This is a genomic window from Sorangium sp. So ce117 (genome assembly GCF_051524395.1).
In the GTDB taxonomy this organism is placed as follows: Bacteria; Myxococcota_A; Polyangia; order Polyangiales; family Polyangiaceae; genus Sorangium; species Sorangium cellulosum_B.
The window spans coordinates 4,515,806-4,528,986 of the sequence record NZ_CP150309.1; the positions used below are offsets into that span (position 1 = coordinate 4,515,806).

Annotated in this window: 8 protein-coding genes; 2 read left to right on the forward strand and 6 right to left on the reverse strand. The window is 74.9% G+C overall.

Features of this window, described 5'->3' with window-relative positions:
- Nucleotides 1-29: 29 nt before the first annotated feature.
- Complete coding sequence (locus WMF46_RS16850) at nt 30-482, reverse strand: hypothetical protein (protein ID WP_437986541.1); 453 nt, start codon at nt 480-482, stop codon at nt 30-32.
- 64 nt (nt 483-546) lie between these two features.
- Here WMF46_RS16850 and WMF46_RS16855 point away from each other — a divergent pair, with 64 nt between their 5' ends.
- Both WMF46_RS16855 and WMF46_RS16860 read left to right on the forward strand, forming a co-directional pair.
- Entirely contained in the window at nt 547-2,658 is a 2,112-nt protein-coding gene (locus WMF46_RS16855) for a hypothetical protein (protein ID WP_437986542.1), read from the forward strand.
- 63 nt (nt 2,659-2,721) lie between these two features.
- Nucleotides 2,722-3,816 carry a hypothetical protein gene (locus WMF46_RS16860; protein WP_437986543.1) on the forward strand — a complete coding sequence of 365 codons (1,095 nt, stop codon included), beginning with the start codon at nt 2,722-2,724 and terminating at the stop codon, nt 3,814-3,816.
- 30 nt (nt 3,817-3,846) lie between these two features.
- Here WMF46_RS16860 and WMF46_RS16865 read toward each other — a convergent pair whose 3' ends face one another.
- The 5 genes from WMF46_RS16865 to WMF46_RS16885 all read right to left on the reverse strand — a co-directional run bounded on the left by WMF46_RS16865 (nt 3,847) and on the right by WMF46_RS16885 (nt 13,056).
- Nucleotides 3,847-5,028: a hypothetical protein gene (locus tag WMF46_RS16865; RefSeq protein WP_437986544.1), complete on the reverse strand. Its 1,182-nt coding sequence runs from the start codon at nt 5,026-5,028 to the stop codon at nt 3,847-3,849.
- Between the two features lie 121 nt (nt 5,029-5,149).
- Entirely contained in the window at nt 5,150-5,887 is a 738-nt protein-coding gene (locus WMF46_RS16870; protein WP_437718081.1) for an OmpH family outer membrane protein, read from the reverse strand.
- A gap of 33 nt (nt 5,888-5,920) precedes the next feature.
- Nucleotides 5,921-9,982: a serine/threonine-protein kinase gene (locus tag WMF46_RS16875; protein ID WP_437986545.1), complete on the reverse strand. Its 4,062-nt coding sequence runs from the start codon at nt 9,980-9,982 to the stop codon at nt 5,921-5,923.
- Nucleotides 9,983-10,291: 309 nt separating this feature from the next.
- A complete protein-coding gene (locus WMF46_RS16880) occupies nt 10,292-11,299 on the reverse strand; it encodes a hypothetical protein (protein ID WP_437986546.1) in 1,008 nt (335 codons plus the stop codon).
- A gap of 425 nt (nt 11,300-11,724) precedes the next feature.
- Nucleotides 11,725-13,056: a PP2C family protein-serine/threonine phosphatase gene (locus tag WMF46_RS16885; RefSeq protein ID WP_437986547.1), complete on the reverse strand. Its 1,332-nt coding sequence runs from the start codon at nt 13,054-13,056 to the stop codon at nt 11,725-11,727.
- Between the last annotated feature and the right edge of the window lie 125 nt (nt 13,057-13,181).

The following is a 13,181-nucleotide window of genomic DNA, read 5'->3' on the forward strand; positions in this document are numbered from 1 at the left end:
CGGCCGATGTCGCCCCGCGGCCGTGCCGGTTACCTCATCGCCCGCTGAAACCGCGCCATGAGCGCCTCGTCCTCGAGCATCGCCGTGGTCCATCGCTGCTGCGCGCTCAGGTAGTCCTCGAGCGTCAGGTCCAGGCGGCTCAGCACCGTCGCCATGTCGGTGCCCCGCTTCAACCCGCGCGCGGCCTCGAGGAAGCGCTCGAACGACAGCTCGCTCTTCGCTCGGGCGCGCTGCACCCGCGCGAACGTCTCGGCGTAGGCGACGACGAGCGGCGGCACGCCCACCTCCTCGTCGTCGTCGTCGTCCGCCTCGGAGAGCCGCGCCTGCCATGCGTCGTCGAGCGCCTCCCAGCCGGCCTCGTCGAGCCCGTGCGCCGCGAGGAGCGCCGCGCGGTCGGCGCTCGGGTCCGCGAGCTGGGCGGCCAGCGTCGCGTACGCCTCGACGTCGTCGACGTTCTGCGCGCTCTGCGGAGGATCCTTCATCGTCCGGGCAGGCTACCTCAGCGCGCGTCTTGGGGCCTCCTTCGCGCAGGTGTATTCATGGCGCGTGTCCTTCTCATACCTGCCCTTCGTCGCGCCCGGCGGTCAGGAGGGGCAGCCCTCCGCGCCCGCCGGCACGGACGTGCTCGCCCACGACAAGCTCGAGAACGCGCACGCAGCGCTCCGCCGCGCAGCGCTGTCGCTCGAGCACGACGTCGAGCCGGTGACCGACCTGACCGGGCCGGCGCGCGCCCTGGAGCGGGCCCTCGGCGCGATCTACGACGCCTTCGACGGCCGCGCCGAACCCCTCGGCGCCGTGCGTGCCGCCCTGGCGGAAACCGACAACATCGCCGCTCGGATCGAGCAGGCGATCGGGCTCGACGCGGGTTTCGCCGCGGTGGACGAGCTGCTCGGGAGCGCGCGCGGCTGGCTCGAGCAAGCGGCGGCGCGGCTCGCCCTCGTGCCGCCGGCGCCGCTGCTCGACCTGCCGCCGATCCTGGCGAGCCGCGACCGGCCGCGGCTGCACGCGGTCCAGCGGGCGTCGCTCGCGCCGCTCCTCAAGGTCCCGGAGCCGCCCCCGGCCGAGCTCGTCGCGAAGCCCCCGCCGCCGATCCCGCCGCCGCGGACGTTCGAGGAGCTCAAGGCCGCCGTCGAGGCGCTGAAGCAGCAGGCGCCCGCGCCCGGCGCGCTCCCCGCGGCGGCGGAGGTGCGGCCGCCCGCGGCGCGCCCGGACGAGGGAGCTGCGCGCCCCGTGCCGCCGGGCTTCGCGCCCGAGATCGGCGACGCGATCGACGATCTCGCCTTCCTCCGCGCCCGCGCCCGCGAGTGCTTCGAGGAGGTCGCGATGGTCGGCATGCAGCGGGCGCCGCTGCTCGGCGATCCCTTCCGCGGGGCGCTGATCCTCGAGCGGCGCATGCTCGCGGCCATCGACGTGATCGCGGCGATCGGGGCGCCGGCGCTCGAGCACGTGCCGCGGCTCGTGGCCGACGCGCCCGTGAAGGACGCGAGCGTCGCGTTCGCGAGCGCGATGGTGCTCGGCTGCTTCGCCGGCCGCGACGCGCTCGCCGCGGCCGAGCTCGCGCTGCTCCGGAGCGGCAAGGACAGGGCGTTCATCGACGCGATCGGCGCTGCCCTGAAGCTGGTCCCGCACGAGCTCCTGCCGCTCGCGCTCCGCAGCCTGCTCCGCGAGCCCGAGCCGCTGGTCCGCGCGATGGCGATCGACGTCCTCGCCTACCGCGGCTTCGCGACCGAGGACGAGCTCGTCGCGGCGGCGTCGGACGACGAGGCCCCCGTGGCGGCGTGCGCGCTCCACCACCTCGGCTGCACGCCGGGCCCCCGCTTGCCCGAGCTGATCCAGCGGGCGCTCGCGTCGACCGGGGCGCCGGACCCGGCGCTGCGCGAGGCCGCCTGGACGGCCATGGCGCTCTCGGATCACCCGCACGCCCCGCTCGCGCTGCGCGGCGCGCTGGAGGAGGCCGACGGCGCCGACGCCGCAGCGCTCCTGCTCGCGCTCGCGGGCGACGACGCCGACGCGCGGCTGCTCGCCTCGCGCGTCGCCGAGGCGCCGCGCCGCGGCCTGATCTTCGCCGTGGGCTGGGCCGGCGCGGCCGCCGCGGTGCCGCTGCTCATCGACCTGCTCGAGCGCGACGTGGACGGGGAAGTGAAGCTCGCCGCGGCCTACGCGCTGGAGCGGATCACCGGCGCGGGGATGTGGGAGGAGGTCGCGGTGGAGGACGAGGAGATCTTCGTCGCCGATCCGCCCGAGCCCGACGTGGGCGAGCCTCGCGAGCTCAAGCTCGCGCAGCTGGTCAGCGATCCCAACGACCTGCCCGAGGCGCCGGCGCCGGAGATGGCGGAGCAGCCCACGGTGGACGCCGCGCGCTGGCGGGCCTTCTGGCGCGAGCGCTGCCAGGGCTGGGACATGAGCGCGCGCTACCGCCGCGGGCGCCCCTACACGCCCGACGTCGTGCTCGACGAGCTGGATACGGGGCGGGTCACCCCGGGCGAGCGCCGGCTGCTCCAGCGCGAGCTGATCCTCCGCACCGGGCACTTCGTGCGCTTCGATCCGCACGACTTCGTGGTGGCGCAGGAGGAGGCGATCCGGGCCTGGCGGCCGATCGCGGCGCGCGCCTCCGGCGCCCCGGGCCGCTGGACGCGGCCCCGCCGGCGCGTAGGGTAAACGGCGCGCGGACGTCAGCGAGCCGAGCGCGAAGAGGGGCGCGGTGCCCGGCAGGGGGGATGCATGGAGCGACGCGGACTTCGGACGAGCTGCTGGCGGCGGGTCATCGCGGCCTCGGCGCTCGGCGCCGCGCTGATCGCGCCGCCCTCGGCGCGGGCCCAGTCCAAGGAGGAGCTCGCGGAGGCGCGGGCGCTCTTCCAGGAGGGGGTCGCGCTGAGCGCGGCGAACCACTGCGCCGCGGCGCTCGCGAAGTTCCACGCGGTCGCGAGCGTGCGGCGCACGCCGCAGGTGCTGTTCAACATCGCGGAGTGCGAGGCGCGGCTCGGCAAGCTCGTCTCGGCGCTCGGCAACTACCGCATCGCCGCGGCCGCGGCCGACGGGGACCCCCGGGCGAACGACGTCAGCGCGAACGTCGGCGCGCGGATCGAGGACCTCGAGGCGCGCATCCCGAGGCTCGCGATCCGCCGGGGCGCGGGGGCGCTCACCGCGACGATCCTGCTCGACGGCGCCGCGCTCGGCGCCTCGGAGATCAGCGCCGACATCCCGGTCGATCCAGGGCCCCACGTGGTCTCGGCCTGGGTCGGCGATCGCGAGGCGGCGCGGGAGACCGTCACGCTCGCGGAGCGGGACGCGAAGACCGTGGAGATCGCGATCGCCGAGGCGCCGGCGGCGCCGCGGCCGACGAGCGCGTCGCCGGGAGGCGCGCCCGTGGACGTGCCGCCGAGGGCCGCGCTGGCGCGCCTGCCGGCGACGCGTCCGTCGAAGGTGCCGGGCCTCGCCGTGCTCGGCGCGGGGATCGCGAGCGGCGCCGTGGGTGCGGTCTTCCTCGGCCTCCGCGCCGGCACGCTGAGCGATCTCGACGCGCTGTGCGGCGGCGACAGGAGTTGCCCTCCTTCCGCCAGGCCCGTCGCCGATCGAGGCCGGCTCTACACGGGCGTCGCCGAGGCGGCGATCGGGCTCGGTGTCGTCGGCGTCGCCGCGGGGATCACGCTGCTCGTGATGAGCGGCAGCGCGGCCGCGGACGAGCCGGACGCGAGCGCCCGCGCAGCCGCTGCCGCGGCCGGGCGGCGCGCCCGCGCGGGCGTCCGCCGCGCGGAGGTCCTGCCGCAGGCGCCTGGCGCCGACCTCGCGGGCCTCAGCGTCGCCGGCAGCTTCTGAGGCCGGGCGCCCTCCGGGCCGGCGGGCGCATCAGGTGCGGCAGCAGAACGTCCGCGGGCTCGCGCCGCGGACCTCGCCGCTGGGCGTGCCGCCGCTCGGCCGGCACGCGCCGCCGGTGGGCGCGCCGAGCGACGTCACCTTGCGGCCCACGACGGAAGGGTTGTCCTCGAGGTCCACGCAGCTTCCCGCGGGCAGCTCCGTCACCTGCATCGAGCAGGTGTGCAGCTGCGCGTCGGAGTAGAGGGCGACGGTCGTCGGGCACGTCCCACCCGACGGCGCGCCGCACGCGCAGTCGTCGTCGCAGCCGCGGCTGTCCTCGATGTCGGTGAAGAAGAGATGCCGCTCCGTGTAGGGGCCCGGCGGGCAGGCGGCGTCGCCGTCCCTGGCGATGCAGAGGCCGCCCTCGAACGGCGCGGCCGGCTTCGGCGCGCAGACCTGGCCGAGGTTGCAGCCGCGGCCGAGCGGCTCGGCCGCGGCGCACGCGCGGCCGAGGCGTGTCCACCTCGGGTCCGGCCTCTGCACCTGCACGGCGCTCGGCGCGCACTCGCCGCCGGAGGCCGCGAGCGGGCTCACGCTGACCGACACGGCGCACGGCGCGCCGGTGGTCGCCGAGCACTCCGCGTTGCTGCTTGGCCCGCAGGTCAGTCTGTCGCTGAAGACTCCATCGGGGCCCCTGCACACCTGGGCCGCCCAGCCGGGCGTCGCGAGCGGGAAGAGGCAGTGCGGCTCCGACCCGCAAGGCGCGTCCGCGACGGTGATCGTGATCCCGTCCACCGGATCGCACTCTTGCCCCTCCGCGGGACCGCACGAGCACGCGCAGCTCGCCGGCGGCGCGGACAGGCCGCGGTTTCCGGCGAACGGCGGCCCCGCGGCGAACTCGGGTGGGCAGCCCGGGTCCATCGCGGGCTCACCGTCGAACAGCGCGAAGTAGCCGCTCCAGCCTTCCGGCACGGCCGCCGTGCACACGAAGTTGCCGCACGCGGGATCAGCGCAATCGATCTGGCCGTCGCCGTCGTCGTCGGCGCCGTTCACGCAGTCCTCCGCCCCACCCCCGCTGGAGCTGCTGATGGCCCCGGGGCCTCCGGAAGGCTCGGGCTCATGGAAGGTGTACTCGGGGTACAGGCAGGCGGCGGGAGCGGCCAGGGCGCCTGCGGCGCCGAGCCCGATGCAGGCCGTGAGGCGCGCTCCCCGGCCGACGAGAAAAGAGCCCACCGAACCACCTCCGTGCCAGGTGGCCCCGCAGCGCCCGTTCGCGCTGCGTGCCCCCGCCCGGAGGATATCGCGCCGCGCGGCGTGAGCCACGAGCGCCCCGCGAGCGACGTGCGCTGCGCGGCTACTTCTTGGCGGGCGCGGCCGGCTTCGCCGGGGCGGCGGGCGGCGCGCCCTTGGCCGGCGGCGCGCCCTTCGCGGGCGGCGCCTCGCCGGCTTGCCCGCTGTTGTACATCTGGATCGCGCGATCGGTGAGCTCGAGATCGGCGCGGTAGTAGGGAACGGCCGACTTGTCGAGGATGAGGTCGTAACCCTCCTGCGCCGCGAGGCGCCGGAGAAGGCCGAGCACCTTCTGCAGCATCGGCGTCGTGAGCTCGCTCTCCTTGCGCTGCATCTCGCGCTGGGCGTCGAGCGTCGTCGCCTGGAACTCGGCGGCCTGGCGCTGCCAGGTCTCGAACCTGCGCTGGAGGACGTCCTTCGGCGTCTTGCCCGCCTGGGCCTCCTTGTCGAGCTTGTCCCGCTCGTCGTCGAGCGCGCGGCGCTTCGTGTCGAGCTCCACCTGGCGGCTGTCGAACAGCTTCTTGAGCGTCGCCTGGACGCGGAGCCCTTCCTCGGTCTCCAGCATGGCGCGGCGCACGTCGACGACGGCGATCTTCGACTGCGCGGACGCGGGCGCGGGCGACAGCAGCGCCGCGCTGCCGAGCGCCGCGGCCGCGAGCAGCGGCAGGACGCGCGCCGTGAGCCACCGGCCCGAGGTGGGGCGGGCTGCCAGCGCAGCACCCTGGCTCGCGCCGGCCGGACGCGCAGGGGTGGAGAACGTGGAACAGCGCGCGACGAGCCGCTCAGGAGCGTTGTTTCGCATCGCGGATGGCCTTAGCTACCCGGCCACCCAACGTCAAGAACGTGGCGCGCCCTTCTCGTGCGCTGCCGCCGCCGCGCCCTCCGGGTGCGCGTCCTTGCTCTGCGCAGGGCTCGCGCTCCTGTGCGCCGCTGGATCGTTGCTGCTCGGCGCCTCGGCGCGCTCCTTCCGTCCCAGGGCGGCGGCGGTCTTCGCGACCTTGCTCCGTGGCGGCGCCCCGGCGGCCCGCTGGGCGGACGGGTCCGCCGCGTGCGGCGGCCGCTGCGTCGAGGGCAGCGACCGGCCGAGGCGCTCTCGAGCGAGGGCGATCAGACGCCCGACGTCGTCGTTCCCCCGGAGGAACGCGTCGCGCTGGCGCGGATCCCGCAGGGCCTCGACGCGCGCGGCCAGGGCGGAGAACGCGGCGTCGAGCGCGGCGTTCGCCTCGCGCTCGTCCCCGATCGCGAGGAGGGCCTCGACGAGCGTGACGCGGATCGCGTCGCTCCACTCCTCGATGGGCCCACCCGCGAGGTGGCGCGAGGCCTCGCGCGCCGCGTCGACCGCGGCCCTGAGCTCGCGGCGCGCCAGCTGGACGCGCGCCATCGCGAAGCTCGCCATCGCCTGCAGCGCGGCCGCGTGGTGCGCCGCCTCCTCGCAGAGCCAGCGCGCGACGGAGTGGGCGGTCGCGTGGTCGCCGGGGGCGCCGCGCCAGACGAGGAAGAGCGCCTCGTACAGCCGGCCGGCGAACCTGAGGCGGGAGATCTGGCACGCGTCGGCGATCCCGCTCGCCTGGCGCTCGAGCGCGACGCCCTCCTCGATGTCGCCGAGCCGCGCGTGCGACATCCCGAGGTTGTGGAGCGCGAACCCCTCGAGCGCCCGGAGCTTCCGGCTCCGCGCGTCGAGCAGCGCGCGCTCGAGCAGCGCCTGCGCCTCCTCGAACAGGCCGAGCTGGTTCAGCGCCGAGCCGGTGTTCAGGCGGGCCCTTGCCGCGATGACGGCGTCGCCGGCCGCGTCGGCGTCCGCGACGAGCGACGCGCCCAGAGAGGCCGCGGCGGCCAGATCGCCGGCGTGCATCAGCGCGGCCAGGTGGGCCTCCCGGGCGTGGAGGAGCGCGTCGGTCGAGCCGCTCCCGCGCGCGGCCTCCATCGCCGCGTGCGCGGCGCGGAGCGCCTCGGCGGGCCGCCCCAGCGCCGCCAGGGCGCGGACGCGCGACGCGAGGAGCTTCGCGCGGATCGACGGCGAGAGCGCCGCCGCGAACTGCGGAGAGAGCGCGGACGCGGCGCGCGCGTCGCCCTCGGCGCCCTGGCCCGCCTCGATCATGCAGGTCACCGCGACGACCTGCGCCTCGCCCCACAGATCCGAGCCGGGCAGCGCGAGGCGCGACGCCTGCTCCGCGGCGTCGAGCGCCTCGCCGAGGCGGCCGAGCAGCTCGAGGATCTCCGCCCGGCGGACCAGGAGCGCGGCGCGCGTGGTCCCCTCGGCCCCGCAGGCGAGCCCGCGCGTCGCGAGCTCGAGCGCCTCGTCGAGCTCCGCGCCGCTCGCCGCCGGGTCCCGCGTCGCGCGCGCGTAGAGCAGCGCCGCCCGCGCCTTGTCGCCGCCCGCCTCGGCGTGGCGCGCGATCAGCCCTGGATCGACGCCCGCGGACTCGAGCCAGGCGGCCGCGGCGAGGTGGAGCGCGGCGCGGTCTTCCTCGAGGATCGACGCGTACGCCGCGTCGCGCACGACCGCCTGCCGGAACGTCCACTGCACCTGCCCCGGGACCCGCGGCTCCAGCTGGCGCGCGATCATCTCGCCCGCCTCCAGCTCGGCGAGCTCCGCGCCCACGGCGCGCTCGAGCAGCGCCGCGACGCCCGCCGTCCAGAAGACCTGGCCGAAGACGGACGCGGCGCGCAGCGCCCCGCGCACCCCGCTCGACATGCGATCGACGCGGGCCTGCACCACGGCCTGCACGCTGAGCGGCACGCCGTCGCGCCCCTCCGCGGCCGACCGGATGAGCTCCTCCAGGAAGAGCCCGTAACCGCCGGCGCGCTGGACGATGGCGCCGCGCGTGGCCGGGTCGGCCTGCGGGAGGGCGCTCGCCACGAGCCGATCCGCGGCCTCTGGGGCCAGCGGCGGGAGCGTCACGCGGGTCACGTCGCGGTGCTCCCACAGCGACGGGAACCGGGCGGAGAGCTCGGGCCGCGCGAAGGCGAAGACCCCGAAGCGGAGATCGGCGCAGCCGAGCAGCCAGTCGACGAGCTCGACCGTGGTGCTGTCGGCCCAGTGCATGTCCTCGATGACCAGGATCTGCGGCGTGGTCTCGGACTTCGAGCGGAAGAACGCCTCCACCGCCATCCGCGTGCGCGATTCCATGAGCTGCGGGCTCTCGCGGGCCGCGCGCAGCGGCTCGTTGCCCTCGTCGGGGAAGGGCACGCCGGCGAGCTCCCCGATGAAGCCGGCGAGGAAGCGGAGCGGGCGGGCCAGGCGCATCGCCACGTGGGCGCTCACCTTCTGCACCTGGTCCTCGAGGCGCTCGCACTCGCGGATGCCCATGAGCGCGCGCAGGGCGCGGCCCAGCCCCGTGAGGCCCGCGCCCTGGCTCATCGCGTCGCCGCGGCAGAGCAGGATGATCGGCGCGTGCGGCGCCGTCTCGAGGTGCTGGATCAGCTCGGCGCGGACGCGGCTCTTGCCGATGCCGGCGGGGCCGGTCACGAGCGCCGCGCGCGGCGCGCCGCCCTCGGCGATCTCTTTGAAGATGCCCTGGAGCCTGGCGAGCTCGTGCTCGCGCCCGAGGGTGGCCGTGGGGAGCCCGGCGAGCTTGCGCGCGTCGAAGCCGGCGGCGTCCTCGTGGATGAGCACGCCGCCGCGCGCGTCCTCCTGGACCACGAACCGCCCCTCCAGCGCCGCTGTCGCGTGGGCGTCGATCCGGACCGCGCCGGGCGCCGCGTACTCCAGCTGCTGCGCGGCGCGATCGAGCGCCTCGCCGGCGAGGCTCGTCCTGCCGCGGACGGCGTGCCCGACCGCGACCGAGGCCCGCGCGCCCGGCGTCGATCGGGCCACGGTCAGCGCCGCCCGCGCGGCGCGCGCCGCCTCGTCGCCCCGCGAGCGCTCCACCCCGAGCGCCGCGGCGAGCCTCCCGTCGGGGAGCGGCTCGAACCGCGGGTCGTCGCCGAGGACCTCGCGGAGCGCGGCGTCCACCGCGGGGCGGAGCGGGCCGGCGCCCAGCTCGAAGAGCGCGCAGGCGACCACGCGCCGCTCGCTGTTGGCGAGCCGCACCTGCGGCCGCTCGTCGCCCGGCCCGGCGGGCCTCGGCATCATCTCCTGCGCGGCCGCGCGCCGGACGATCGAGGCGGACCTGTCGGTCGCGGGGGGATCGTTGCTCAGCTCCCCGACCCGCGCGAGCGCGCGCGCCAGCTCGCCGCCGTTCTCGTACCGCTGCTCGCGATCGCGGGCGATGGCGCGCGCGAGCACCTCGTCGAGGGCCTCGGGCACGTCGAAGCGGATCTGCTGCGAGCGCGGGGGGTCCTCGACCACGAGGCGGCTGAGCAGGGCGATCGCGTTCTCGGTCTCGAACACGTTCCTGCCCGTGACCAGGCGGAACAGGACGGCGCCAAGCGAGTACACGTCGGCCCGCGCGTCGACCGCCTCGCCGCGCGCCTGCTCGGGCGCCATGAAATGCGGGGTGCCGATGATCGTGCCGCGCTCGGTGGGGCAGTCGTCCGGGACCGCGAGCTTCACGACGCCGAAGTCGATCAGCTTGATCGCGGTGCCCTTGCCGCGGACGAGGAAGATGTTGGAGAGCTTGAGGTCGCGGTGGACGACGCCGCGGGCGTGGATGGCGGCCATCGCGGCGGCGCTGCGCCGGACGACCTCCACCGAGTCGCGCAGGCCGAGCGGCGCGCGCCGCTGGCGCTGCCCTAGATCCTCGCCGTCCAGCCACTCCATCGCGAAGAAGAGGCGCCCGTCGAGCCAGGTGCCGTGCGCGACGTACTGGACGATGTTGGGGTGCCGCAGATCGGCGAGGATCGAGATCTCGCGCGCGAAGCGGGCGCGTTCCTGGTGCGACGCGGCGGCGCGCAGGATCTTGAGCGCGACCGGGGTGCCGGTGGTCTGATCCGTGCCCTTGAAAATATCACCCATGCCGCCGCTTCGGCTGCGGGCTTCGATCATGAAGCGGTCGGTCGGGTCGGTGAACTCCGGGAGCACCGTCCGGATAGGCTACGCGAACCTCGCGTCTTCATGCCAGCGAGAAGGCGTTCTACGCGGTGCGCAGCGCCGGCGGGCGACCTGGGCCGAAGCCCGAATCGCGCGCCGTCATCGTGCTGCTCCGCAGCGTAGCGCCGCCACGAGCGGCGCGATCGGGGCACGGCGCTCGAAAATTCCAGCCAGCATCCGCGCCGCCGCGCCGTCCGCACCGTCCTCCTGCCCGCGCGGGGGCCCTCCGTGCGCTCAGAACCCCGCGAGCAGCCCGGCGCCGAGGGAAGCGCTCGGACGCGGAGGTCTCAGCGCGCCGGCGAGCGGGTGGTCGACGAGCCCGAGCGCGGCGAGGACCTCGGCGTGGGTATAGAACGAGAGCGTGTCGTTGAGCGCGAGCTCGATCCCGCCGCGGAGCCCGAGCGCCATGAACAGCAGGGACACGTCGGCGGCGGGGGCGGTCCGATCGCCGACCTGCGCAACGCCCACCTCGACGAGAGCGCATGTGACGAGCAGGTCGACCGTGTGGAGGCACGGAGCGAAGGCGCCGCTCGTGTGCGTGCGCGGGTACGGCGATCGCGCTTTCGTGCTCCCGCCGGGGCTCGGGGCGTACGGACTCGACACCTCGCCGTGTCCGAGCGCGCTCGGCTTCGAGACGACGAACGTGCCCCGGCTCTCCAGCGAGAAGGAGAGGCTCTGTGACCAGCGAACCCTGACGAGCAAGGAGGCGCCGCCGAACAGCCCCTCGCGCACCCCGAGCCCGGCTATCGCGCCCATGCCGACCCGCGCCGAGCTCCACGGCTCGTCGGGCCTGCTCGCAGGCTCCGGGCGCGCCGGCGCGATCTCCGGGCGAGGCGGCGCGTCGGGCGCTCGCTTGTCGCTCGCGAACGGCGTCAGCGTGAAGGAGATCGCGACCGCGACGGTATGGGTGAGCTGCTCGCAGGCGCCATCTCCGTGCGAGAGGTCAAAGCCTCGGCCGGAGACCCGCCCGTCGGCGTTCCGGTAGGTCGTCGTCGCGACGACGTGGGCGCCGTGAGGCCTGATCGCGACGTCGACCTCCTCGGTCGCGTCCTCGCGAAAAGGGTCGTACCCGACGCGCAGCCGGATCCGCTCGCGCAGCGCGCGCTCTCCGGGGCACGAGGCCGCCTGCGCATCCTCGCTGTAGCGCAGCCGCAGCGCGCGGCGTGCCGGCTCCGCCGCGCGCGATGGCGCGCTGAGCAGCAGAGAGGCGAAGACGATCATGCAGAGAAAGGAGCGTGCCATATCCCCGGTCAGCGGCTCCGCTGGACGAGCCATCCGTGGCCGCCATGAAGCGCTCTCGAGGCAAAGCACGTCAAGAGCTCACGTCGCTTCTCTTCGCGATCCCGGCAGGCGTCAATTGACGTGATAATCGAAGCTTGTGAATGGTAATGGCCGCGAAATCGCGATTGCGCACGAGCGGGATCCGGATCCGTGACGAGCGTGACCACTCGCCCGTATACACGCAGGCAGCTGACCGGCGCGGAGCATGAGAATTCGTCGGGATTCGTGGCAATGCAGACATGCTGTCTGCAATGGCCTGCGCGCGGCGGGCATGCTCCGCCGGCCGCGCGGACCTCTCGGTCAGCGCCGTGCGCGGTCGATCTCGTTGGAGGGGGAGGGAGGGGGGAAGGGGGGAGGGGGGAGGGGGGGAAGGGGCCGGCGAGCGATCAGCCAGCGCTGGCGCCGGCGCTGGCGCCAGCGCGCGAGGCGAGCCGCGCGAGGTCCTTGGGATCGCTGACGCGGACGAGGATGACAGTGATGTTGTCCCGCCCGCCGCCCGCGTTCGCCTTCTCGATGAGCGCCTGCGACGCCTTCTCGGGATCGGGCTCGGCGAGCAGGACGTCGCGGATCGCCTCGTGGGTCGCCATCTTCGACAGGCCGTCGGAGCAGAGGAGGTAGACGTCGCCGGGGTGGGGCCGGGCGATGATCAGATCGACCTTGACTGCGGGGGAGATTCCGATCGCCCGGCTCAGGTGGTTCGCCATCGGCCCGGTGATCCCCGCGGCGCCCATCGTGTGATCGGTGGTGAGCTGCGTGAGCTCGTTGTCGCGCAGGCGATAACAGCGGCTGTCGCCCACGTGGCCGATGTAAAGGCGCTGCTTGTTGGGCGAGAACCGCGCGCTGACGAGGGTCGTGCCCATGCCCGTGAGGCTCCGCTCGGCGTGGGCCCGCTCGTAGATCGCCTGGTTCGCTTGCTGGATCGCGACCGCGAGCTCGCTGCCGCGACGAGGGACGTCGGGGTAGGGGCTCTCCTCGTCGCTCTCCACGAACGACTGATCCTTGAACGCGCGCGCGATCGTGTCGACCGCGAGGCGGCTGGCGACGTCGCCGCCCGCGTGGCCGCCCATGCCGTCCGCCACCGCGAACAGGTAGTGCTCGTCCAGGCAGAGGTAGCAGTCCTCGTTCTTCTTGCGCTTCTGACCGGGGTCCGTCTGGCCGACGGCGCTGATGAGCAGGAGCGGCGACGAGCTGGTCGGCTCGTCGACGGCGGCCTCGTCGTCGTAGATGATGGGGACGGCGGAGGGCTCCTCGCGCTCGTGCCCGTCGTCATCGTCGTCGTCGTCGTCGTCGCCGCCGTACGACGGGACGCTCGCGCGCTTGATCGTGCTCTGCAGCACCTCCGGCGGCGCCAGCGTGATCAGCGTGAGGTCGTCGTCATCGTCGTCGAACGCGTCGTCGTCGTCGCAGCGCGATGGGCCGTTCGAGCGCTTCCAGTCGGCGCTCGAGACCCGCTCGGTGCGGCCGTGACCTCCTGCGGTCTTCGCGTGGGCGCTCTCGCTCGTGGGCGTGCCGCCCCGCAGCCCTGCTGCGCCTGGCCTCGTCGTTGAATCTTCGAGATCTCCCTCCCCCTCGTCGAGGGCTTGGGCTCCTGGGCCCCCCTGCGTCGGCGTCGTCGCCGCGCGAGGACGGGTCCGGTCGCCGTTGTTTGAGCGAAAATACCAATAGATCAGCCCAAGAAGGGCGATTCCCATGACAAGGGCGGCTGCGAGATCGGCCATGTCCCGGCGACCAACGTAGCAAAGGCGCGACGCGTCTCCGAGATCAACGTGCAGGGGGACGGACGACGGCGATCGATCCTGGTCGACCTTGACCTGCGGAGCCCACACTGCAGGGGCGCACCTTG

Bases quoted from the DNA above. Each gene is read 5' to 3' on its own strand.
- WMF46_RS16850 (WP_437986541.1), bottom strand. From the start codon at position 482: ATGAAGGATCCTCCGCAGAGCGCGCAGAACGTCGACGACGTCGAGGCG.
- WMF46_RS16860 (WP_437986543.1), top strand. From the start codon at position 2,722: ATGGAGCGACGCGGACTTCGGACGAGCTGCTGGCGGCGGGTCATCGCG.
- WMF46_RS16870 (WP_437718081.1), bottom strand. From the start codon at position 5,887: ATGCGAAACAACGCTCCTGAGCGGCTCGTCGCGCGCTGTTCCACGTTC.
- WMF46_RS16875 (WP_437986545.1), bottom strand. From the start codon at position 9,982: ATGGGTGATATTTTCAAGGGCACGGATCAGACCACCGGCACCCCGGTC.
- WMF46_RS16880 (WP_437986546.1), bottom strand. From the start codon at position 11,299: ATGGCACGCTCCTTTCTCTGCATGATCGTCTTCGCCTCTCTGCTGCTC.
- WMF46_RS16885 (WP_437986547.1), bottom strand. From the start codon at position 13,056: ATGGCCGATCTCGCAGCCGCCCTTGTCATGGGAATCGCCCTTCTTGGG.